Here is a 23,576-nt window from a genome sequence, read left to right as displayed (position 1 = left end):
TCATTTTTTATATAACGGGAAGAATGATGGAAATACACGTTCCTTCTCCAAGGTCACTATCTATTTCAAGCTCGCCTCCATGTAATTGAACTAACTTTTTGGATATAGCCAACCCAAGGCCCGTACCACCATCACTTCTAGTTCTTGCTTTGTTCACACGGAAAAATCTCTGAGTGACTCTTTGAATATCTTCCCTAGGAATCCCAAGGCCCGTATCCTTTATGGAAAGGATACACCCTTTTTCATGTTTTGATAGAAGAACGGTGATACGACCTTGCTCCGTATAATTTATTGCATTATCAACGATATTCTGTATCACCTGTTCTATTCTACCCTCATCAGCATTTACGATAATATCAGGATCTAGTTCGGAGTTTAGATGCAATCCCTTCTGTAGCAATGTCGGACTGTATTTTTCCAGACAATCCTCAACAAGCTGTGCTAATGGTAGTGGACGCAATTCTAATCGAAAATCTTCTGAGTCGAACCTCGATAAATCAAGTAAATCTCCAACAAGCCTTTCCATTCGGGTTGCTTCTCTATGTATTAATGCTAAATACCGCTCTTGATCTTGGGACGTCTTAACAAGACCAGCTTTTAGTGCCTCACTGTATCCCTTCACATAACTAATTGGGGTACGTAGCTCATGAGATACATCTTCTAAAAATTCTTTTTTTCTTTCATCTTCTTTTTGTATGGATACCGACATGAGGTTAAAGGCCGTACCTAATTGGCCAATTTCATCTTTAGAAAAGACAGGTACTCTAGCTGAATAATCCCCAGCTGTTACTTTTTCAGCAGCCTTTTTCATGATTTCTAAGGGTTTTGTCATTTTCTTTACAAAAATTGTCCCTATGTAAACAGACATAATAACAAAGAGTAACCCGACCACCAGACCAATGATCGAAAAATCGTTTGTAAGCTCCGAGATTCTTGCTAAGGGCACATATAAATAAATGATCCCCTCAAGCCGATTCGAATCAGTTAAAGGGACGATCACAGCCATAACGTCTCGATCAAACCGTTCTTCATATCCCATTTTTTCGACAGATTGCCCATTGAGTAACTGATCTCTTTCTTCCGGCCCAATAATTGTATCGTAATCGATTTCATAAGGTAAGCAAGCGCTTAACTCTTTCGGGTTACTAACAATAAAAACCTCTGATTCGTTCTTTGTATTGTACCATTCTACTTTTTCAATTAATTCGCTCGATAAAGGTCCACCTTCATATTCAGCAGAGAGCCTTGTTCCTTCTTCCAATAACCCTCTTCTTACATTTTCAACATATAATTTTTCGTAAAAATAATTTGATAATAAAAACGAAAAACCAATGGTTATAATAATGGTTGTTGTAACAAAAACCCATAATTTCTTTGAAAGGGTATTAGGAAGAAATTGCATTAGCAGGCACCTCAAACTTGTAACCGATTCCCCAGACCGTTTCTATGTAGTCAGCCTTTCCAAGCTTCATACGTAAAGTTTTTATATGTGTATCAACTGTACGAAGACTTCCGCTATACCCTAACCCCCACACATGTTCAAGAAGTTGTTCTCTACTCAGTGCTTGACCGTGGTGCTCGATCAAGAAAAGAAGTACTTCATATTCCTTTAATGTCAGAACAATATGTTCATGTTGAACCATTACCTTACGAGCATTCTTATCAATAGAAATGATACCTGCCTTAACAATTTCATTTTCATCTTTAAATGTATGACTTCTTCTTAGAACCGCTTGTATTCTAGCAACAAGTTCACCAGGACTAAATGGTTTCACAATATAGTCGTCTGCCCCAAGCTTAAGCCCCTTCACTTTATCCCATTCTTCACCCTTTGCCGATAGAAAAATAATTGGCGTGTTTGATACATGACGAAGTTTTTCACAAACAACAAATCCATCATCCCCTGGCATCATAATGTCTAGTAAGATAATGTCAAAGTGATTGCCAGTAACATATTTATACGTCTCCTCACCATTTGCGGCAAGTGAACAAATCATACCAGCATTCTCAAGATACATCTTCAGTAACTGCCTCATATCCTCCTCATCATCCACGATGAGAACTTGAATTTGCTTATCCATTAGTCAATCTCCCTAATGATTATTTGAAAGGGGCCTTTGCCAACCTTGACTGACTTCCCTATGCTTAAATCTTTTTTCGTGATGAAATGAATATCATTACTATCGTAGCCCGCTACAATTAGCTGGTCTTTATACTCTGTCATCTCAAAAGGATTCGCTCCCACAGTAATCTTCGCTTGTATAACTCCTACATCTGATATTTTATAAAGACTATTAGAACCATGGCTTAGAGCAAATGTCCCGTCATTATTATGTAATAAATTAATGGGCATAATAGGAGCTGAAATTTTCCGTTTTAACTCACCTGTTTTACTATCATAAACATGGATATAACTTTCGAGCTCAGAACCAAGCCCATGGCCACCTATCCATATTTCATTCTTATCTTCCTGAATAATCGCCCCAGTAGCCGCCGAATGAATCGAAAATTGACTCGATATTTCTTTGCTTTGGAGATCAACTATGGTTAGCTTTTTAGAATTATAACTTACTACGAATAATTGTGAGTTAGTAGGTATTAACGCTAGCGGATTACCGGTCTTTACCACTTCTTTGATTTCCTTCCCATCGAAACGAAAGAATCTTACAGACTGCCTTTCTTGATCAGACATGGCAATTTCCTCACTATCAGATAGTAGAACTCCTTCGACGATTCCTCTACCTGTTTCCCAACTGTTAATAAGCTTTCCTGTTCGTAAAGAGTAAATATCAACCGTTTCGACCTGCTTTCCGTACAAAAGAAGCGAATCATTATTTGGTAATAAAACACCCCCAGTATAAGGCTTGTCCATTGTCCAAGTTTCGATTACTTTTGCTTCTTCAAGATCAACAAAAGAAAGTGACATATCTTTTATGTTGACTGTAATGGCCAGCGACTTTTTTTCCGGAATGATTGGTTGATCCTTAGAACACCCCGAAACGATAAAGAAAAGTGCCCAAATAGTAATCAGCATTACTTTTTTTACCTTCATTTTCATAATACTCCTCATTACAGTTCGAATACCGCTTATTATACGACTTGTGTGTGAAATAAGTGTGAAATAGAAAAATATATTAAAATGTTTTATTTGTTGGTCAAAGTCTAGTAAAGTAAGAACATGATTATGTATAACGAAATGGAGTGATGATCTTGGCTGAAACTCATGTTTTTACAAAAGGAGAAGAAATAGCAAATTCAATTACCCATGGAATTGGAGCCCTACTTAGCATCACTGCTCTCGTTCTTCTTATTGTCTTTTCATCTCTTTACGGAAATGTATGGCATATTGTTAGCTTTACATTATATGGCTCAACAATGGTTCTTTTATATATTTCTTCTACATTGGTTCATAGCTTTCCACAAGGAAGGGTAAAGGATTTATTTGAAATTTTCGATCACTCATCCATCTACTTTTTTATCGCTGGTACCTACACTCCATTTTTATTTTTACTAGTCAAAGGTGTACTAGGCTGGACTTTGTTTGGAATTGTTTGGGGATTAGCGATTGGGGGAACTGTTTTTAAAACCTTTTATGTGAAGAAATTTCTATTCATCTCCACTGCTTTATATGTAGTGATGGGTTGGTTAATAGTATTTGCCTATAAGCCAATCTCTACTGGCATGGAGCCAACTGGCTGGTATTTACTCGTTATCGGAGGATTGTTATATACCTTTGGTTCCATTTTTTATGTTTGGAGAGGATTTAAATTCCACCATGCCATTTGGCACCTTTTTGTTATTGCTGGGACCATTCTTCATTTCTTTTCAGTCCTTACCTTACTTCCGTAACAAAAGAAGCTACAGCTTCCTTGTTACGGACAATATCTTCTCCATTTCTTCAACATGGATGGTAAGGAGTGAAAGTTTCAAATCAGATTCGATGTCAGAATCAATCACCCTTTTTGTTGCTAAGTAATATTTTTCATGGGGCTGTTTTCGAACGCGAGGATGGGAAAACTCATCCTTAAGTTCACGTGATATCGCCTCTCTAAGAACATCCTCATCATCTCCCTCATTAAGTAGACGATTATTCCAAAGAGATCGGTATCCTTCTAACACTTTCTTCATTAATTTTCACAACCATTCTATTTGTTATTATTCAAATACATATTCGATATAAAAAAGGAAAGAATATACATCATAAAAGAAGCGAAAGGAGAATCACAAATGGCTGAGCCTTATCGTTGTCCAAATTGCAAAACGAATCGAAGTCGTTTTAATCTCATTAAGCAAGAACCACAATCAGTAAAGCTAGATCCTCAAACCGGTGACGTGATGGAGGAGTACTCACAAGAGCAGCTTTCTCCATTTCATATGGCTTACAAAGGCCCTTCTTATAAAGTTCAATGTGCAGCTTGTGGACTAATTGAAGACGAAAGAACATTTGTTAAATTTGGCCAAAATCAAAACCATTAAAGCTTGGGCACATGTTCAAGCTTTTCAATTTTCCTTACTAGAGTTATTTTTTTCCAACTCCTGAAGCTTTCTAGAAATATCATCCCACAGAATGTTTTCCCCAATAAATACTAGATTTAACGGCATATTCATCTCTTCTTTTATGTAAATCGGCATTCCATACGAAAACTGAAATAAGTAAGGAAATGACGTAGATGAAAATTTCACATAACCCTTGATTCGATAAATCGTGTCAGGCAAAGCTTGTAAGAAGCTCTCAAACCCATCCATATCAACTGCCTTTGAAAACGAATAAACAAATGTACTCAATTTCAAATCATTTTCAACATGACTCTTGTCCGCATGAGGCTTCTTCTGATATGCCAGAGATTGGATTTGCTTCATTGACACACTAGAGTAGGTAGTTAAAATCACATTTGCCTTTTCATTAAGAGATTGAATGCCCGTTGTAATGAGTACCTTTTCACCTTCACTTAGTTCATCTGTTTTATTAATGACAATTAAATCTGCATGTCTAATTTGTTCTGTAATCAACTGCTGAATTTGAGGAGAGAATGTTCGGCGCTCTAACCAAAGTCTACCGTCAACAACGGTAAGAATCCCTTTCACTTGAAGTTGGGTTGCAAACAATGGGGATAGCACAGCATCTAAAGTTTCGACTGGATGTGCAGCTCCTGTTGTTTCTATGTATATACAATCGGGTTGATGAGTAATTAATAGCTCCTGAAGTTGCGCTTCAAGTTTATCTTGGATCGTACAGCAAATGCATCCACCTAGTAACTCTTTTAATGGTACGTCGTCCGTTACTTCGTCGGAATCAATGGATACTTTTCCAAGTTCATTCATCAGTACGGCAACCTTTCTGCCTCTCTCCTTCTCCGCTTGCAAAAGTTTCTTAAGTAAAGTCGTCTTGCCACTTCCTAAAAACCCCGATAATATATAAACTTCCGTTTGTTTCATAACCTATTTTCCCCCATTACCATAATTACATTTTTCAGGAAAATAGAGAAGATGTTTGAACAACTCCCCTATTCACTTACCTCTTTTGATAAGAATTCAGAAATAGCGTTCTTATTTCTCTGCATATCCATATTTAACACTTCTCCTGCATGCTTAGTATATTTATTTGTGTAGCTATTTTCAACTGGTACTCGCAACGTTTCGACATTTGATACAGGGTTTAGAATAAAAGTGGCTCCAAGTGTCAAGTAATCCTTAAGAACAATGTCGGTGTCCACATGGTTAGCAACCTCTGTTAAAATTTCTGGCAATTTTACAATTCCATCAAATGAACCAAGTGTTTCAACCGCTTCATCCTTTAAAGAAATAATGACCTCCTGCTGCCTTTCAACTCTCCCAAAATCACTCTTTGCATCATGCCTGAATCTTACATAATCCAAAAGCTGTTGGCCTTTAAGCACATGCATTCCCGGTTCACCTGAAATATGTAAATCCTTCATCATAGGTTTTGATACATCTACTTTTAATCCCTGTGGAGCAAGTATATTTACCACTTCAATAAACCCTTGAAAATCAATCAGTGCTACGTGATCAATTTTTACGTTGAAATTTTTTTCAATCGTTTCCTTTAATAACTTGTCTCCACCATAAAAATAAGCGTGATTTAGCTTACTTTTTTCATATCCTGGTATTGTTACATAACTATCTCTCATTATGGAAACCAGCTTCACCTTTTTGTTTAATGGCTCGTATTTTGCAAGCATAATGGTGTCAGATCTTGAAGATGATTCCCCTCTACTGTCAACCCCTAGTAATAGGACATTTACGTCCTTTTTATATGATTGAAATGGACGAAAACGTTCCACTGGCATCTCTTCACTTGTTTTTTCAACGGTTCTGCTTTTAGTATTGGGTTGATTATTCTCATTGTTCTCTTTCGAGGAGTAATAACCACAGCCTGCTAATAAAAAAATCAGGAAAACGGCCATCATACGTCTCATTGTATTCACCTCGTCTGGAACTAAATTTTCTTATCAACTTAGAGATTAGTGTTTGTCGTTTTGTACATTTTTACATAAAAAAAGCTTTCCCGAATAATGGGAAAGCTCTCACTTATTACTTTACCTCTTGTTGTTGTAGAAGTTCCACTGCTTTTTGAACCTGTGGGTCGTTATCTTTAATGAGTTCTCTTAATTTCTCCATTAATAAAATGGTTGACTCACCTTTTAGAATACCTGTTTGCTCAATTTTTTGCTGTTTCTGAAATTCAATAACAGCTTTTTGAGTGGCTTCATCAAAGTATCCATCTTCTCGTCCTGGGTCAATACCAAGAGCTTTTAACATTTGCTGAGCAGCCTTTACCTGATTGGAAGCAACCGAAAGTTTTAACTCCTGCTCTGGATCAATATAGGATATATTTGCGTATTCTGGCATTGCAACTTCATAATCAGGAACAATCCCCTTTTCATGGATCCAATTTCCTTCTGGGGTTAACCATTTTTCTGTTGTATACTTCATATTCGAACCATCAGAAAAATCTTGGGCTCTTTGTACCGTCCCTTTACCAAATGATTTTTCTCCAACCAATGGGACGTTTGCCGATTCACTCACCGCTCCTGCTAGTATTTCTGAAGCAGAAGCACTTCCTTTATCAATAATTACAACTAATGGGATATCTGGATTTTCCTTTTGCTCTGATTTAACCTCTTCAATATTTCCATCTCGGTCCTCAACCTTAAACAGCACTTTTCCTTCCGGGACAAACAAGCTCGAAATAGCAACCGCTTGGTTTAAAAGCCCCCCTGGATTTTGCCTTAAATCAAGAACTAGACCTTTCATTCCTTTAGCTTGCAGATCATTTAAGATCGTGATTAACTCAGTTGAGGTATTCTCAGAGAAAGTCGTTATTTGAACTTTCGCAATCGTATCAGTTACCATTTCTCCGTAGACTGTTTCAATCGGGATTGTATCTCTTACAATTGAAAAGTTTAGAGGTTCTGACACACCAGGTCGTTGTACGACTAGCTTAACAGTTGTCCCTTTTTCTCCACGGATAAGTAATACAGCCTCTGTGGATCCCATTCCTTGAATGTTTTTTCCATCTACGGATACTACTTTATCGTTCGGTTTTAAACCAGCCTTTTCAGCAGGTGATCCCTTTAAAGGAGACACGATGATAATATAACCATCCTTTTCCTGAATTTCGGCCCCTATCCCTTCAAATGAAGAAGAAATACTCTCATGAAAGCTTGATGCTTCTTCTTCATTCATATAGTCAGAATATGGATCATCCAGTGATTGGAGCATTCCATCAATTGCCCCATTAACTAGTTTTTTTTCATCGACCTCTTTAAAGTAATTATCTTGGATCGTATCAAAAGCATTGTATAGCTTCTCAAATTCTTTTCTCTCCGTACCAGCAGTTACTACTTTTTCATCACCAAATGCAAGTGCAAACGTAGTAATACCAGCTGCTAGAAATACCACTAAAAACAACAACATAACAAAATGAAATTTCTTTATTTGTATATAGGCTGATTTACTAGAACCTGTTTCTTCCTCTGGTCGTTGTTCGTTTTCCAAATGCTTCACCACTTTCATTCCATAGGCTTGTTCTTACTGTTTAGAATAACATCTTTGCATTTGTTTTAACAAAGATTTTAGTATTTTAAAGTTGTTAATTAAATTTTTTCAACTATATCAAAGTACTCTTCAAGCGTAATATTTTTTTCAAAGATTGTTTGCGCAGCATCCACACCTACAAAACGAAAATGCCAAGGCTCGTATTGATATCCTGTAATGGTTTCTTTTCCCTTTGGGTATCGGAGGATAAACCCGTACTTATGTGCGTTTGCCGCCAACCATTTTCCTTCATTGGTCTCACCGAAACTTTCAGTAAGACCTAAGTTTGCACTTTTTGCTGATATATCCATAGCTAGTCCACTTTGGTGCTCACTATTTCCAGGTACGGCAACCACTTGCGCTGCCATTTCTTCTCCGCTCTTCTTTACTTCTGCATCAAATAAAATTTGTTGTCTATCGTATGACCGATATCCAGATACTGCATACAGTTCGATTCCACTCGCTTTTGCTTCGGCAAACATTTTCTCTAGTGCTATTGCCGCCTCTTGCCTCATTAAGCTTTTTTCTATTGTTTGATCTCCGAAGGAAAATGAAACATTCGGCTTCACAAGGTCAGTAGGATTATAACTCTCTGGCAAAGCAAACATTTTATTTACAAGAGCAAGTACATTCAATGGGTTTTGAATGACTTGTTTTCCATCAACTTCTTTCACATCATTAAAAAAAATGGCCTCTAAAGTAGGTCCTTCAGGAATACTCTCCTGATCTTGAATAGACTCTCCTGCATCACCTTCAGTTGAATCACTTTGACCGTTATTTTCCTGGTCAACGATAGGTTCGTTATCCTTCTGTTCGTCAGTCTGTGTTTTTTCTTCCTTCTGATTGTTATTTAAATATGGGATTTTACTAAAATCGCACCCGGACAATAAGAGGGTAATCCCTGCAATAGATAATAAATATTTACGCATTATTTCCACCTATCTTCTTTTTCTAATACAATATTTCTATTTTATCATCAATAAAAAAATGCAGCATCCTTTTTGAAAAAAAGAGAATAGAAAAAGCAGCTTCTAATTTTAGAAGCTGCTTCATTTTTTATTGAATGGCTGCATCCAATGCAACAACAATCATGTCATTAAAAGTGGTTTGTCTTTCTTCCGCTGTCGTTTCTTCCCCAGTAAGAATATGATCGCTTACCGTTAGAACAGATAAAGCATTACGATCAAATTTGGCAGCTAATGTATACAGAGCAGCTGTTTCCATTTCGATCGCCAAAATTTGGTAATTCGCCCATTTTTCAAGTTCGCTATTATCGTTATAGAACATGTCCGCAGTAAATACGTTTCCTACCTTTAAATTCAAACCTTTCTCAACACCTACATCGTATGCGCGCTTTAATAAATCAAAGTTCGCAGTAGGAGCATAGTCCACGCCACCAAAAGTTAGTCGATTCATTTGGGAGTCTGTTGAAGCACTCATTGCTAAAATCACGTCTCTAACTTTAACATCCTTCTGAATCGCCCCACATGTACCTACACGAATGAGGTTTTGAACATTATAACTATTCATTAATTCGTTTATGTAAATAGAGATTGATGGAACACCCATACCTGTTCCTTGTACAGATACTCTCTTCCCTTTATATGTTCCTGTGAATCCTAACATTCCTCTAACTTCATTATAACAAGTAGCACCTTCTAAAAAGGTTTCTGCGATATATTTTGCTCGTAAAGGATCTCCTGGAAGAAGAACTGTTTCCGCTATTTCATTTTCTTTCGCGCCGATATGTACACTCATCTGGTTTTCACTCCCGTTTTAGTTTACAGATATAATATTCACCAAATAAACTATACCATATTTACTGTAAAAATAAAAAACTGCGGAGGTTGTCTCCACAGTCTTGTTAAAGTACATGAATTCGGCTTATTTTTTTCCAACCACCCGGCTGAAGTTGATAGTAACTAGTACCCTGTCTCCCCTCGTCAATATAAATAATATCACCTGTTCCCATATATCGACCTTGATAATCATTTGGAATGCTGTCTTTTACATTAAATATACGAAACACATCTTCTAAAATATGCAGATGTGAACTGCCCGTTACATTCATACGGTACACTTGTTTATACCCTTTAGTCTGCCTGAATTTGGGTGTTTGAAAGATCATTACTTCATACGTTTTCTTTAATAGCCTGCTCCGTTCCTTTAACAACCTCAAGCCCCCCTTTTTTATCCACTCCCTTTTTGATTAGACTTTTGCCCTGTCGAATCCTTCATCAAAAAAACACTTTTTTTGTCGAGATACCGCTTTGACAAAAAAAGTGTTGTAATATAGTTAAGAATATTGACTAATAATGGACTCAAGCTTTGATTTTAGAATCGGAAGGTCGCTACTATGAATACTCAAATGGATATTCGTTTCATCCATTTCAAGAGCTTCTGCTATGAAACCACCTAATCCTCTTGCTCTCCGGTCTATTTGCAAAGCAAGATCCATTTGCTCATCTGATTGAGGAAAGAATATCAATTCTAGCTCATCTAGTTTGCCTCTAAAGGATCCCGAAACAGCAACAAATTCAAATTCCTGGGCAAAGGGTAATCGTCTTCTTTTGCGGTATGGAAGTTCTTCACAATCTGCCTCTCTCAATCGAAAACCTAGTTCAGCAACTGTATCTAATACACCTTTCATTAATCGATTAGGGACTACATTAATATAATCCTTGTCTGAAGGGTCAACAGCATTTTTTATATCTAATCCCGTTTCTACCCATACTTTTGTTCGTCCAATACTGATTGGAGTATCAAATGGCACCCTAATAACAAATGGAATTTCTTTCGTCTCATTTGCACCAATTGTAACTGCTTGAATAAGGCGGAACCTTTCAATATCCCCTTTGACAATATGCTTTTTATCATCTGACTCTCTTAAATAGTTTGTATGTAGATTCAGATAAATATCATCAATTAGCTGTTCAAGCTTTCCACCCTTTATCTGTACAATTCCTCTTATTTCCTCACCTGGTACGAAGACGTCTTTTTCAAGCTTTGTATCTACCGTTGCCGATCCAATCCCAATACTTGCAAATACTTTATTAAAAAGTGACATGTTTATTCCTCCCTTTATTCACTGCATGTAAAAAACAAGTTTTAAGTTCATTTATCGTTTCAAAAGGTTCGTCGACTTGAAGTAATCTTTTGATTAACTGATTGGTTTCTATAGATAATGATAACTCTTCGTCCCATGGTCGTTCCTTTTCACTACCATTTGTCTCATAATTCGAATAAAGCAAAAACAGGAGAAAATGGCCTAGCTGAAAGTAATCAGCCCGAGGAGATATCTCGCTTTTCAGTTCCCTCTTTTTATTGTCAGCATGTGATAACCACTTCGCCAATCCAAAATCTATTACTTTTAAGTCATCTCCTTCAAGCATTATATTTGGAATTCTTAAGTCTCTATGGACGATGCCTTTTTGATGAAGGTACTCTATTCGTTCAAGAAGCTTTAATCCATATACCAAAGACTCTTCTTCAGTAAACCTCTGTCCGTCGGTAAAGATAAGCTGCTCAAATGTTTTTCCGTGGATAAACTCCATCGTAAAAAAAGGAATCCTTCCCCACATCCCTTCATCAAAAACGGTAGGAAAAGAGGAATGCTGTAAGCTTTTCAGTATCTCAATTTCATACTGATGAATTCGTATTCCCTTTTTTGTGATCCTTTTATGAAATCGAACTAGCTTTAAAACAACTTTTTTTTCTAAATAGGAATCATAAACGAGATAACTATGACCATAGCTGCCCATTCCTAAAAACTTTTCTATTATATAACGCTCATTGATTTTCTCTCCCTCAGCTAATTCCTTATCAATTAGTGAAGAGAAGGCCAAGACAACAGGCTTAAAAATCATCATGTTTTACGACCTTTTTTCATATATGATACTAACTGCTAAAAAAGCTTTTCGAGCTAAAAAAGCTGCTTTTATGTTTTCTTTTATAATGTGCATGACCGTAATGGCTATGTTTATGCATATTCCGACGCTTGTAATAATCACTTGAACTATACTTTCGATGATGAGAACTTCCCAATATTGACTTTAGGATTTTTTTTAACATCACACAATCCTCCTAATGGTTGATATAAATATATACGTTACTTCGCATGGAAGGTTTCATAGAAAGGTGGCAAAATATGAATTTTTCTTCTATTCCTTTTTTGGGTCTTCTTCAAGAAAAGATTTCCCTCTTGATGCTTCCATCGATTAAACGTAAAGAGATATATAGTTTAAAGGAAAAATCAATGTTTATCGAACAATTAAACATACTTTCCCCGTCGCCAATTCTTTATACGAATCAAAAAGAAAAAAACATCGTCGCACAAATTACAAAAGAAACTCATGCGTATAACAAAAATAACATCACGAGAACCCAAGCATATTATGAGTTTTTCACCAGAAATCAAGAGGTTCATTGGTCCTTCCTGGCTCATATCGTGTCCCGAAATGGGGGATATTACATGACCGACTTAAAGAGCTCTTATTTAAAGGACTTCCTGTCTATTTCTCAAATAAATCGCTACTTTTTATTCCTCGAACGATCAAATGCATTCATTTTTCAAGATGCCTTTCCACAATTGCTTCTTTATGAATACAGCAAGAGAATAGGAAAACCTCTTTTCCACCTATTATCTGCGTTTCATGTATCAACATTTATGCAACCCTTTTGGAACGAATTTTATTTAAAAAAGAATTCAAAGGGAATAACCGTAGCCATGATTATTAATGAACAATTTATGTTAGAGGAACGAGTGATCAAAGGAATTTATCAATCCACCTCTCTTCTTCAAGAGCTACCCTACAAATTACAAGAAAATCTTGGATTTACAACGATCTTTATTCCATACAAACTTTCAAAGAAATACCGGTATCGCCTTAGTGGAAAGACGGTTAGGGAATTTGAACATGTGAAAAAGCGGGTTGAACTAGGGAAGGAGCTTTATCAAATTTTATTCGAAGAACGCTATATATCAGAAACAATTAAATTTGCTCACAATCAACCGCATACGGGTTCTAGAAGTGACTACTGGGATTTTCTATTTACGAAACTGGAGAACGCCAATGAAAAACTGCTTAGTCCCGCCCTTGAAAGTGTTTGGGAAGATGTGACGCATCAGTATACAAATAAAGTTGACTGGTTTCATCCAAAAAACATGAATGTTTTATCGTTTTTCAATGAACTTCCAGAGGTGACTGAATATGATTTAACGGTAGTCGCTTTGCGTCATTATCTTTTGTATTCTGCCCTGGACAACATTTCTGAATCATAATGAAAGGACGAAGCTAATCGCTTCGTCCTTTTTATTGGGGTTATACAATGATTTTCTTAAGCTATTCATCTTCGATTTCTTCATCTATAATGCATTTTTCGATTAAGTATTCGAAAGTAATATCAGCGAGTTCTTCCACTTCGCCTTCTGAGGGTACATAGCCCCTTTTCATCAGCTCTTGAAAGAAAAACTCTGCTATTTCATCTGTGTCGATGAATACCTCAATCTCCTTCATTGACTCGCCCCCCTTTTGTTCAAAATGTATGTTGCATAAAGCCTTTTCATGCTAATTCCCTTAAAAATACAGCACCTTTGTTCAAATTTTCTTTTCATACGTTTGGAATGTTTTTAGTTGGACAAGCATAAAGATGAAATACAAACAAAGATTCTAGGAGGAGTTCTTATGACAACCTTTTCAAAGTTGTTTCAATCATTTAGTGAGGATATAAATAGTGAAGAAAGTGTATTAATGAATTCATTTGAGAAGATTACATCTTTCTTTTTTCAAGGAGCTATTTGGACAGGAATTCCGCTTTTTATTTATTTCATCTTCTTTTATTTAAACTGATTACACATTGCTTTTCCCATCGTTCGTCTTTAACTGTTGAAGTTTTTTTAATACTAGCTTCATGACTTTTACATAATCTTCATCATGAAACATTTCATACAGTATACGATAGTCATTATACAAGTCTAATAAGGCATCAATCATTTCACTTGATTGTTTTTTTTCATTTAATATTTCTCTTTCAGCTTTTCTATAGACATTTTTCGGTTCAGGTAGTTTAAGAGTTTTTTTCTTCTTATCTAGTGAATACAAAAGTCCAAGCTTTTGTATAAACGTATCTGCGCTATCGGCATCTGCAATCAGCGTCAACTCATCTTCATTCGCTTCTAGCCATTCCCCATCACTGATACGTGAGAGCTCATAAATTACGTCCTCCCATGCATCCTCCTTATAACGCCAGATTTCTGTTCGAAAACCAACTACCTTAAACAAATCCGCCCCATAACCTTTCACTTGGACAAGATCGCCAATAAAAAACTTGTATTCTATATCAATCTCTTCTCTTTCGATCGGATCACCTTCATAATCGGAAAGCATTTGGAGACTTGATTCCATGTATAATCCTTCACTCTTATTTATTTCATATACATACATTCCATCAAGCCACTTTAGATTTGTTACTTTGCCTACCGTACCATACATGGTGACCACGACAGTATCACCGATTTTATACTTTGGTTTTTTTTTCTCACTCATGTCAATGGTTCACCCCAAATGTTTGTCGTGGTTACTGATTACAATAGTATATGCAAGCAATAAAAAAACGTCTCTTCATAGAAGAAACGTGTCAACCGTTTTTATTCAAATTTAGTTTATGACCTAGTCATTTATATATAAATCCCATACGTCATCAAATACAGACATGCTCTCTAAGTAATGGCCATTTAACTCCAAATAGGAGGATAATTCACTATAGTCAGTTGATGTCTTCGGAAAGCTATGATCTACATAGGCATCATTGGCAAATCGACTAATGGCATCCTTTGGTGCTGGATGCCTATATTTCATTAAAAAGTGATAGAACGATTTTCTCAAAATTTAGGACACGCCTTTCACAAATGGTTTCCCTGTAACCTTACTATAGGTATTTTGGAAAAGGCAAGTCTTTTACCATCTTAACTTGTAAAGTCAAAGTAATTCCTTATTAATATCCTTGCTATCCTTCTTGTCTTGATTGCTTAAATTTAATTGCATTTAAAGTTCACCTTGATCAATCATCTCTAATACGTATTCAGTTGAATAGACTAGCCCAATATATCTTTTTTTGCCTGAAGTAATTCTTGCTTTAAATAGATACACGGTGGATGAAAGCAACTAAATGTTTTCAAATACTTAGTTTAAATATGTTTTTAATTTTCTAAAACTAGTATAACTAATCTCTACCCAGACCCAACTGTACATAAAGGTAAACAATAAGATTGACAAAACATTCTTAGTTTGAAATGAAGTTGGGATTGTTGACCCTAGAATAGGAAACTTTAAAATATATAATAAAATAAAAATTCCAATGGACAAAACAGCCATTCCCATTAATATGATATAAATTCTCCTTTTAAAATAACGAAAGGATATACCAATTCCTATACCTAACATACCAGTTGTGAAAGTAAATACTAATAATTCACTTGGTTGTAAAATTACAAGCAACAGAATCGTTAAAATATATGAATAAAAGCTAAAAAAGTTGGATATTATTGAACAAAATATAATAGGAGCTGTAGCTAACGGACTAAGAAAAAAGCCAACTCCCAAAAGAAAACCACCTGTCGATTGTAATATTGCCCCAACACTACTTAGTAGAGCAACAAGCACTAACTTTCTAGTCTTAGATAAATTATTATTTAATGCAAAATGAAGTGAATTTGCATGATCTGAAATACACTCTAAAAACAATTTTAGATTCCTCCCTCCAATACCATTACATATATTTTCCGAGAAAAAAAACAATTATAGAGGTAGACAGTCTAATAAGACTGTAACCTTAATTCTATATGTAAATATTAATTGGAGGAAGCTATTACCATACTAACGAATTAACAAATTGTGCATGTTTTAAATTTTTATTATAGGACTGTTCTAATTCATTTTTTGACATATTATCATATTTGTTTCTTAGCGTTACCTTTTGTTTATCGCTGACTTGTTTATAATATTTAAAATTAGAATATTTATAGTCAGTCAATTTAGGATTTCTAATCCCATTGGGTCTATACACTTGAATAAAGATTTCTTGCGTTTTAACAAAAGTTTTTAATAATTCAGACCAAGCTTCTAAATTTATTTTGAAATCAATGGCTTGAAGCGCAAACTCAGCGAATAAAAAGTCTCCTGCAGAGTTGGGTTGTAAATTTCCAGGATATTTATTACCTTGAATTTGTCCGTTAGCAAATAGTTCAAAACATGTTTGAATTCTCACGTAGTCTAATTTTCCGTTCTCATCTAAAAAAAACTCTTTATAAAGGTCTAATTGTTTATCCGAAAGATATTTAACATCTATTATATCTAAACTTGGCATGTCATTAAGATTAAGGATTTTCCCATATTTAGAAGCTAATGCTCGAATTTCAAGACGTTTAAATAGAGCTCGTTCCGCACGCTTAACAATTTGTATCCGTTTTTCACGTTCTTTTATTGGTATTTGGCTATTTTGTGAGATCAACTTTGGCATAAATCGACGATCATATTCTTCAAAGAAGATTTGGTAATGTACAATAGAAAGATCAATGGTCCTAATCATGTTTCTTGTTAAATACCCACCTATAAAATTTTCATCTATATATGTCAGGAAAAAGCTTAAATATTTAGACCTTTGAAAACCTAGTAATACCCATTTGTTTATATGTTTATATAGCATGTTATGTTGAGTTTTTTGGGATAAACAATCATATAGATACATACTTGGAATTGAAGGTATATAAGAAATGGTTTTATATGATCCCCGAGACAGATAACCACCTATATAATATTGATTCAAATCGGTAAAATAAAAATTTAGAAAATAACCGTTAGTTAAACCTATTTCAATCCATCTATTATTAAAATAATTAAGCAAAGATGACATGTCATCTTTGCTTATGGAATTATATATCAATCGTTATTCCCCCTAACAATTGGACAATTTAGTTTAATATACTTAGAAAAAATTTATAATATTACCGAATTATACAATTAAAAGACCATGATATTATTGAGTAAGATGAAATTTGATTTTTCATTACTTTAATATGTCACGTAAAAAATTACACATTAAAGCATTATGATTCATTAGAAAGTCATCTGGATTTTTATAAATAAAGTTTCCAAAAGGGTCAGAACATTGTGTTGTAACCACAAATGGGGTTTATGTATAACTCTAAGATACATCCTCTTTACTTAGAGTTTTGATTAGAAAAGAAGTTTGTTCGTATACAGAATGGACACATATGAAAAAGAGATCCACTTATTTGCGAGATCTCTTATTTTTTTAATAATACAGCACTACGGCTTCTTTAAAACAACTTAATTGGATTTATAGCAACTTTTTAATAATACTTCCTTAAACTGGATTCCATTGTCCATCATGCGTCCACGAACCAGTAGGTGGTCCAGTATAACCGATAGTGTAAAAGCCGGGTGCAGGATAATAGCCATATCCAGGATAATATCCATACCCAGGATAATACCCATATCCTGGATAATAACGAGGAGGTCGAACAGGATAAAAGTGAAATGGCAAAGGTATCTCTCCTTAATTATTTATTTAAAGTCTATGTCATGATATGAAAACAAGAATTATAACGTGATGTTTAACCATAAAAATAGGCTTTCTATCAATAAGTAGTAATTTTTCTCGACTATTCTCAAAAAAGATACTATCTGCTAGTTATTTTTCCGTATATCAAATCAATAGATTTTTCATCATGACAAAGGCACACATAGCTGAGTGCCAATTATTAATAGGGTCACACTAAGAAGAAAAATCAAAATAATTTCTCTTTAACAATCTAGGTAGTTCCATTAGTTCCTTAAAACTTATAGTACTGCCGATTTGTCTTGTATCAACCAAAAACAATTGATCCTCTATTTCCTTAATTACCTTTTCTTCCTGATAAACCATTTCACATTCGAGACAGATAATGGCAGGTGTTAAAGTAATTTCAATTGCCCTTGATCCATCTGGTAGCTCCCAATATACAGAGCTTTCACCGATACTTGCCTTCCCTTCACACCATTCGCATCTCATATCCACTAATCACTACTCCTTTAAAGTTTAGTCTGTTTCTTGAGTAGACAGTCCGCTAGATTTTTGTTGCTGTGCTTGGAATTTCTTTTCTTTTAGTTCATCACGCTTTTGACGTTTTTCCTTTAACGAGGAGTGATTCTGGTCTTCTTGATATTTTTGTCTTCTGTCTAACCGCTGTAAATCTTCCGGGACGAGGTTGAATTTACTGTCGTTCATAAGTGCAGAAATTCCGACTTCTGATTTGTACTTTTCATAATCAGAATATATACTTTTGAAATAATCCTCCGCTCTACCAGATACATAGTTCTGAGGCTCCGGATAAGAAGTGATAACACCTTCAAAGTTACGTAGTACCACTTTGTCAGCACTTTGCGAAATGAGATAATTCGGCTGAAGAGCGATCTTTCCTCCGCCGCCGGGAGCATCACAAACAAAGGTAGGGACTGCATATCCAGACGTGTGCCCTCGTAACCCTTCAATGATTTCTAAGCCTTTTGAAACAGGTGCTCGAAAATGACCGATGCCTTCCGAAAGATCACATTGGTAAATATAATAGGGGCGAACTCTAATCTTTACTAAATCGTGCATGAGCTTTTTCATGATTGGGACAGAGTCGTTAATACCTGCTAGGATCACCGATTGGTTTCCGATTGGTACTCCTGCGTTTGCTAACATTTCGCACGCCTTTTTAGATTCCTCTGTAATTTCAATCGATGTATTAAAGTGAGTATTCAACCAAACTGGGTGGTACTTCTTTAAGATATTACACAGATTTTCTGTGATCCGCTGTGGAAATACAACTGGTGCTCTAGTACCTATTCTTATGATTTCAACGTGATCAATCTCTCTTAAATTCTTTAAGATATATTCAAGTACATTATCATTGATTAAAAGTCCATCTCCACCAGAGATGAGAACATCTCTTATTTGTGGCGTATTTCGTATATAACTGATTGCCCCGTCTAATTGCTTTTTCGGAACTCCCATCCCGATTTGACCGGAAAAGCGGCGTCTCGTACAGTAGCGACAATACATCGAGCATTGGTTTGTCACGAGGAATAACACTCGATCTGGATAACGATGTGTCAAACCTGGTGTTGGGGAATCTTCATCTTCGTGGAGAGGATCCTCCAGATCGTATCTTGTTTTAACAATCTCTTGCGAAATAGGAACAGACTGCATTCTAATCGGACATCTTGGATCATCCGGATTCATTAACGATGCATAATATGGAGTAATATTTAGTGGAATGGTTTTTGTTGAGATCTTAACTCCTTCTTCTTCATCAGGGGTTAGGTTAATAACTTTTCGTAAATCATCCAATGTTCGAATCGTATTGGTCAGCTGCCAAATCCAATCATTCCACTGCTCCTCCGTAACATCCTTCCAAAGCTCTATCGAAGACCAATGACGATCTGGTTTATATAATGAATGTTTCATTCTTCATTCCTCCCAAACATGCTTTACATAAACCATGCAAGTTTTGTGCCAAAACTTAATAAGTGGAGGCGCTGTTTTGAAGGGACCTTTCAGTTACCGTTGGGATGCTTTTTATTGCTTCAAAGGCATTGAAACACCGGTTCAGTTACCGCAAAGCTATATTTTTCTCTTCTACGGGCACTGAAACACCAGTTCAGTTACCACTAAGCTATATTTTTCTCTTCTACTGGCACTGAAACAATCTTTCTGTTACCGATCAACCTCATTTTTCTCTTTCATGAGCACTTACTCATATAATTCCATACAAAAAGGTGCCGATTACTCGGCACCTTGCAACTCGTACTTTTGAATTTTGTATTGAAGGGTTTGTCTTGGGATTTCCAATAGTTTTGCGGCTTGCTTTATATTTCCACTCGTTTGCTCAAGAGCGTTACAAATCATATTCTTTTCAAACTCGTGTATTTGTTCCTTTAGAGAATAACTTTTGATGACTCTTCTAAAAACAGTGGCATTTCCTTTCAGCATAGCAGGTAGATGTTCCATACCCAAATTTGTATCTTCACAAACATTCATCATATACTCAATCGTATGCTTGAGCTCCCGAACATTCCCTGGCCAATCATAGGAGTGAAATATGTTCATAACTTCAGTAGACACACCTTGTATATTTTTATGAAGAACTCCATTATAATAATCGAGAAATTTTTTCGATAAAAATTTAATGTCTTCTGGTCTTTTCCGGAGCGGCAATAGTTCAAACGTTAGTACATTTAACCGGTAAAAGATATCCGTTCTTATCAGATTTTCTTCCAGTGCTTTTCTCGGATGAACATTCATTGCAGCAATCACACGGACGTCTACCTGTACACTTTTCGAAGAGCCAATTCGCCGAATCATTCCATCTTCAAGAACACGTAATAGCTTTGCCTGCAAATCAATCGGCATGGCATGAAGCTCATCCAAAAACAGCGTCCCTCCATCCGCAAGCTCAAACAATCCAGGTCGATCAATTGCTCCCGTATAACTCCCTTTTGCTGTACCAAAAAGAATGCTCTCAAGTAATGTTTCTGGAATGGCAGCACAATTTTGAACAATAAATGGGGCATTCCTTCGAACAGAGGCATCGTGTATCCCTTGAACAAATAATTCTTTCCCCGTTCCACTTTCTCCATAAACTAATATCGATGATTGCGATTTTGCTAGCTTATAAGCTTCTTTTTTTAATTGAAGAAACTCATTATTTTCTGTTAGTAAATCATCAAAGGTATACTTAACGGAGCTTTTGCTTTTTTTCTTTGAATTCATCACTTGGTTTTCTTTTTGTAAATCCAATAATTGTTCAGACAATCTTTTAATGCTGGAATAATCCTTTGCTATTTCCATCGCACCAAAAAAATCGCCGTGTACACAAATAGGAATTGTTGAGTTGATCGTTTCAATCTTTTTTCCATGAATATTGGAATAAGATTGAGCCACATTCACAATTTCTTTTCTAGACTTCAGTACTCTTAATAACGTACTCGTCTTTTCTGTTAACGATGGAAACACTTCCAATAACGGCTTCCCTATTACTTCACCCACCGTTAACCCATCGTGTTGGGCGGCCACTTCGTTATAAAAAATCGTCTTGCCGTTTAGATCCACAACGTGAATCCCCTCATCAACGCCCTTTAAGATTTCCGTCACTACTTCGATTGAAATACTGCTTGTTTCAAACATCATCATCACCCACCTAAAGCATATATATGCCTAAGTGCCGAAAAACTGTCACTTTATATTAATTTTCGGCAGCTTGGTAGGTGGATAAATTTTTCACCCAAACATTCATGTCTTCCAGCTTATCAAAAATGTAACAATTGTTCACTAACCGTCCTCGGTATTGATAGCCTAATTGGTGGAGAACGGCATTCATTCCAAAGGAAAGCGACCTTGCTATAGAGTAGGAACAGTAGATTTGTTGTTCAAATAAGTCTTCTTCAAGCTTTTTCAATAGGATCTTCATTAATCCAAATTTCCGATGTTCCTTCTTAGTCGCACAATCCGTTAATTCTGCGTTACGAAACAAGTAATTCACTTCAGCAGATGCGGCACTAATCATTTCTTGTTGATACATAAAGGCATAGTAGATGGTTCCTTCATTCATTGTCTTTTTCACATATTCGGGATCATGCAGGGGAGTGGGATAAATTTGAAATACCTCTCGATACAAATCCGAAAGCATTTCGGCTTCCTTCTCACCCACTTTCATAATCTTGTATTCTGCTGGTGGCATAATCACTTGTGACGACCTCTTTAGATGCTGGACAGAAGCAATGATATCTTCTTCCACTTGAAGATGAGCGGTAAAAGCTCTGTCCGGCTCAAGGTATTTACAAAAAAAATATCCATCTGATCCTAAAAAATACCCATCTATGATCGCTTCATTCCGATATCCCTTTTCTAAAAATATTTTGTAGTCCTCAAATTTTCCTTTAATAATTATTTTTTCACTATTCGCCTGTTTTGCAAGCTCTTCAGTAGTTTGGATGACGAGGTAGGGGTCCCCAACATAATGATCCACTCGTACACGCTTATTAAAAACGTCCATGTAAACTTCGAATCGAATCCCACTTTCCTCAACGGTACGAAAAGCTGGCAACTGATTCATCGCATCTCCTCCTAAAGGGAAAGCCCGACCAAATACTTGGTCAGACTTTATTCATTATTTCTATACAATCTATCTAATCACTTCTACTTACTTCACACCAATTCAGGATGGTAGTAGCAATGATATCAGCACTGGTAAATAAATCTTCTAAAACAATATATTCGTTCGCATCATGAGCGACCTCTGTTACGCCTGGACCGAAAATCACCACTGGAATATCTCCAATTTTTGATAGTACTCCTCCATCTGTACCCCATGGGGAAGCTTCAATAACAGGGGAAGATCCCATAACTTCCCGATAGGATGACTCAAGAGTAGTAAGTAACGGATGTTCTATTTCTAAATCACCTGGGATCCACCTTCCACCAAACCACTCAACCGTGGTTGGATAGTCTTTAAACCAAATGTCCTTCTTTTCGAGCTCCTGCAATGAATGTTCTAGTTCAGCCTGAACGGAAGACATTTTTTCGTCTGGTGCTACACCAATTCTTCCCTCTATTATACAAATATCTGGAACGGAGGATGGCCAATCCCCGCTATGAATTTTCCCGATATTTATCGGGATGGGAATGAGTATATTTTTATATAATGGATCTACAATTCTACTATTCCGAACCTTTTCTAGCTCATTCAATTGATTGATCACCAATATTCCTTTTTCAATTGCATTTACCCCTTCGTACCTAGTACCCCCATGTGCTGAGCGTCCTTTAACTGTCACACGAAACCACATAGAGCCTTGTTGCTTTGGAAAGATTTTTAGATTTGTAGGCTCAGGAATAATCGCTCCATCCGCCCGATATCCCCTTAGCACGGCAGCCAAGGTTCCCGCACCTCCACTTTCTTCTTCAATCACACTTTGGAAGATGATATCCCCTTTCAGCTGAATCTCCGCTGCTATAATCGATTCCATCGCAAGAATAAGGGCCACCGTTCCTCCCTTCATGTCTGTGGAACCACGACCATATAATCTTCCCTCTTCGATAAAGCCACTAAAAGGGTCATTCTTCCACTCGTCCAAGTTATTTTCTGGCACCACATCAATATGACCGTTTAGAATTAATGATTTGCCATTTCCAGTACCCTTCAAAATACCAACAACATTCGGATTCCCAGTATAATCCTTTCGATCCGAGCAGTAAGCAGGATGGTTCATAAGGGTCTTATCACCAATCTCCCAAATGTCGAGCTGAAGACCTAGTTCTCGACACTTTTCAATAATAATTGCTTGAGCAGCCGCTTCCTTCCCCCTTACACTTCCCTCTTGTACAAGCTTTTGAAGAAGTCTAGTTGCATGTACGCGATTCCTTTTAATCCACTTTCTAACTTTGCGAAGCTCCTCTTCCATCCCTCTTCGCCC

The 23,576-nt window shown here is 36.3% G+C and carries 27 protein-coding genes; 4 read left to right on the top strand and 23 right to left on the bottom strand.

Translation table 11 applies throughout. From position 1 onward, the window contains the following. Positions 1-7 precede the first annotated feature (7 nt). Genes ACRX5O_RS04090 through ACRX5O_RS04080 form a run of 3 tightly spaced genes read right to left on the bottom strand, consistent with a single transcriptional unit; the run spans position 8 to position 3,052 of the window. Positions 8-1,402 carry a sensor histidine kinase gene (locus ACRX5O_RS04090; protein WP_433904723.1) on the bottom strand — a complete coding sequence of 465 codons (1,395 nt, stop codon included), beginning with the start codon at positions 1,400-1,402 and terminating at the stop codon, positions 8-10. Next, positions 1,386-2,081, bottom strand: a complete 696-nt coding sequence (locus ACRX5O_RS04085; protein ID WP_433904722.1) for a response regulator transcription factor — start codon at positions 2,079-2,081, stop codon at positions 1,386-1,388. The genes ACRX5O_RS04090 and ACRX5O_RS04085 overlap by 17 nt, the downstream gene beginning before the upstream one ends. Beyond that, the gene (locus ACRX5O_RS04080) at positions 2,081-3,052 is read right to left on the bottom strand and encodes a YncE family protein (protein WP_433904721.1); all 972 of its coding nucleotides are present in this window, start codon (positions 3,050-3,052) and stop codon (positions 2,081-2,083) included. The genes ACRX5O_RS04085 and ACRX5O_RS04080 overlap by 1 nt, the downstream gene beginning before the upstream one ends. Before the next feature lie 158 nt (positions 3,053-3,210). Between ACRX5O_RS04080 and trhA the strand changes: the two genes are divergently transcribed. Beyond that, positions 3,211-3,849, top strand: a complete 639-nt coding sequence (trhA, locus tag ACRX5O_RS04075; protein WP_433904720.1) for a PAQR family membrane homeostasis protein TrhA — start codon at positions 3,211-3,213, stop codon at positions 3,847-3,849. A 9-nt stretch (positions 3,850-3,858) separates the two neighbouring features. Here trhA and ACRX5O_RS04070 read toward each other — a convergent pair whose 3' ends face one another. After that, entirely contained in the window at positions 3,859-4,128 is a 270-nt protein-coding gene (locus ACRX5O_RS04070) for a hypothetical protein (protein WP_119708814.1), read from the bottom strand. Between the two features lie 99 nt (positions 4,129-4,227). On the opposite strand from ACRX5O_RS04070, the gene ACRX5O_RS04065 reads away from it, so the two are divergent. After that, on the top strand, positions 4,228-4,476 hold the full coding sequence (locus ACRX5O_RS04065; RefSeq protein WP_433904719.1) for a DNA alkylation repair protein: 249 nt from the start codon (positions 4,228-4,230) through the stop codon (positions 4,474-4,476). Positions 4,477-4,500: 24 nt separating this feature from the next. Here the strand turns inward: ACRX5O_RS04065 and ACRX5O_RS04060 are convergent, their stop codons facing one another. The 8 genes from ACRX5O_RS04060 to ACRX5O_RS04025 all read right to left on the bottom strand — a co-directional run bounded on the left by ACRX5O_RS04060 (position 4,501) and on the right by ACRX5O_RS04025 (position 11,927). Beyond that, positions 4,501-5,436 (bottom strand): CobW family GTP-binding protein, encoded by a 936-nt coding sequence (locus ACRX5O_RS04060; protein ID WP_433904718.1) that lies wholly within the window; start codon positions 5,434-5,436, stop codon positions 4,501-4,503. A 68-nt stretch (positions 5,437-5,504) separates the two neighbouring features. Next, positions 5,505-6,437, bottom strand: coding sequence for an LCP family protein (locus tag ACRX5O_RS04055; RefSeq protein ID WP_433904717.1), 933 nt, complete (start codon positions 6,435-6,437; stop codon positions 5,505-5,507). Positions 6,438-6,552: 115 nt separating this feature from the next. Beyond that, positions 6,553-8,037 carry a lmo1851 family serine protease gene (locus ACRX5O_RS04050; RefSeq protein WP_433904716.1) on the bottom strand — a complete coding sequence of 495 codons (1,485 nt, stop codon included), beginning with the start codon at positions 8,035-8,037 and terminating at the stop codon, positions 6,553-6,555. 80 nt (positions 8,038-8,117) lie between these two features. Beyond that, positions 8,118-8,987, bottom strand: a complete 870-nt coding sequence (locus tag ACRX5O_RS04045) for a M15 family metallopeptidase (protein ID WP_433904715.1) — start codon at positions 8,985-8,987, stop codon at positions 8,118-8,120. Between the two features lie 127 nt (positions 8,988-9,114). Next, a complete protein-coding gene (gene deoD / locus ACRX5O_RS04040; RefSeq protein WP_433904714.1) occupies positions 9,115-9,816 on the bottom strand; it encodes a purine-nucleoside phosphorylase in 702 nt (233 codons plus the stop codon). A 106-nt stretch (positions 9,817-9,922) separates the two neighbouring features. Beyond that, a complete protein-coding gene (locus tag ACRX5O_RS04035) occupies positions 9,923-10,231 on the bottom strand; it encodes a YodL domain-containing protein (RefSeq protein WP_433904713.1) in 309 nt (102 codons plus the stop codon). A 123-nt stretch (positions 10,232-10,354) separates the two neighbouring features. After that, positions 10,355-11,125, bottom strand: a complete 771-nt coding sequence (locus ACRX5O_RS04030; RefSeq protein ID WP_433904712.1) for a sporulation protein — start codon at positions 11,123-11,125, stop codon at positions 10,355-10,357. Next, on the bottom strand, positions 11,112-11,927 hold the full coding sequence (locus tag ACRX5O_RS04025; RefSeq protein ID WP_433904711.1) for a serine/threonine protein kinase: 816 nt from the start codon (positions 11,925-11,927) through the stop codon (positions 11,112-11,114). The genes ACRX5O_RS04030 and ACRX5O_RS04025 overlap by 14 nt, the downstream gene beginning before the upstream one ends. Before the next feature lie 278 nt (positions 11,928-12,205). Between ACRX5O_RS04025 and ACRX5O_RS04020 the strand changes: the two genes are divergently transcribed. Then, a complete protein-coding gene (locus ACRX5O_RS04020; RefSeq protein WP_433904710.1) occupies positions 12,206-13,339 on the top strand; it encodes a DUF2515 family protein in 1,134 nt (377 codons plus the stop codon). Positions 13,340-13,400: 61 nt separating this feature from the next. Here the strand turns inward: ACRX5O_RS04020 and ACRX5O_RS04015 are convergent, their stop codons facing one another. Then, a complete protein-coding gene (locus tag ACRX5O_RS04015; RefSeq protein ID WP_084361903.1) occupies positions 13,401-13,574 on the bottom strand; it encodes a YozD family protein in 174 nt (57 codons plus the stop codon). A gap of 168 nt (positions 13,575-13,742) precedes the next feature. On the opposite strand from ACRX5O_RS04015, the gene ACRX5O_RS04010 reads away from it, so the two are divergent. Next, on the top strand, positions 13,743-13,907 hold the full coding sequence (locus tag ACRX5O_RS04010; RefSeq protein ID WP_433904709.1) for a hypothetical protein: 165 nt from the start codon (positions 13,743-13,745) through the stop codon (positions 13,905-13,907). Here ACRX5O_RS04010 and ACRX5O_RS04005 read toward each other — a convergent pair whose 3' ends face one another. The 10 genes from ACRX5O_RS04005 to ACRX5O_RS03960 all read right to left on the bottom strand — a co-directional run bounded on the left by ACRX5O_RS04005 (position 13,908) and on the right by ACRX5O_RS03960 (position 23,564). Then, complete coding sequence (locus tag ACRX5O_RS04005) at positions 13,908-14,603, bottom strand: germination protein YodN (protein ID WP_433904708.1); 696 nt, start codon at positions 14,601-14,603, stop codon at positions 13,908-13,910. 123 nt (positions 14,604-14,726) lie between these two features. Then, entirely contained in the window at positions 14,727-14,942 is a 216-nt protein-coding gene (locus ACRX5O_RS04000; protein WP_119708825.1) for a YozE family protein, read from the bottom strand. A 297-nt stretch (positions 14,943-15,239) separates the two neighbouring features. Next, positions 15,240-15,800, bottom strand: coding sequence for a YybS family protein (locus ACRX5O_RS03995; protein ID WP_433904707.1), 561 nt, complete (start codon positions 15,798-15,800; stop codon positions 15,240-15,242). A gap of 124 nt (positions 15,801-15,924) precedes the next feature. After that, entirely contained in the window at positions 15,925-16,998 is a 1,074-nt protein-coding gene (locus ACRX5O_RS03990) for a hypothetical protein (protein WP_433904706.1), read from the bottom strand. A 444-nt stretch (positions 16,999-17,442) separates the two neighbouring features. Beyond that, positions 17,443-17,622, bottom strand: coding sequence for a hypothetical protein (locus tag ACRX5O_RS03985; RefSeq protein ID WP_433904705.1), 180 nt, complete (start codon positions 17,620-17,622; stop codon positions 17,443-17,445). Between the two features lie 231 nt (positions 17,623-17,853). After that, complete coding sequence (locus ACRX5O_RS03980; protein WP_433904704.1) at positions 17,854-18,135, bottom strand: YokU family protein; 282 nt, start codon at positions 18,133-18,135, stop codon at positions 17,854-17,856. A 21-nt stretch (positions 18,136-18,156) separates the two neighbouring features. Then, complete coding sequence (kamA, locus tag ACRX5O_RS03975) at positions 18,157-19,569, bottom strand: lysine 2,3-aminomutase (protein ID WP_433904703.1); 1,413 nt, start codon at positions 19,567-19,569, stop codon at positions 18,157-18,159. Positions 19,570-19,887: 318 nt separating this feature from the next. Then, entirely contained in the window at positions 19,888-21,288 is a 1,401-nt protein-coding gene (locus ACRX5O_RS03970) for a sigma-54 interaction domain-containing protein (RefSeq protein WP_433904766.1), read from the bottom strand. 58 nt (positions 21,289-21,346) lie between these two features. Then, entirely contained in the window at positions 21,347-22,216 is an 870-nt protein-coding gene (gene ablB / locus ACRX5O_RS03965; RefSeq protein WP_433904702.1) for a putative beta-lysine N-acetyltransferase, read from the bottom strand. Between the two features lie 73 nt (positions 22,217-22,289). Then, positions 22,290-23,564, bottom strand: coding sequence for a peptidase (locus tag ACRX5O_RS03960; protein WP_433904701.1), 1,275 nt, complete (start codon positions 23,562-23,564; stop codon positions 22,290-22,292). Between the last annotated feature and the right edge of the window lie 12 nt (positions 23,565-23,576).

This window comes from Robertmurraya mesotrionivorans, from assembly GCF_050971805.1.
Lineage (GTDB): Bacteria > Bacillota > Bacilli > Bacillales > Cytobacillaceae > Robertmurraya_A.
This window is presented reverse-complemented; position numbering and strand designations above follow the sequence as displayed.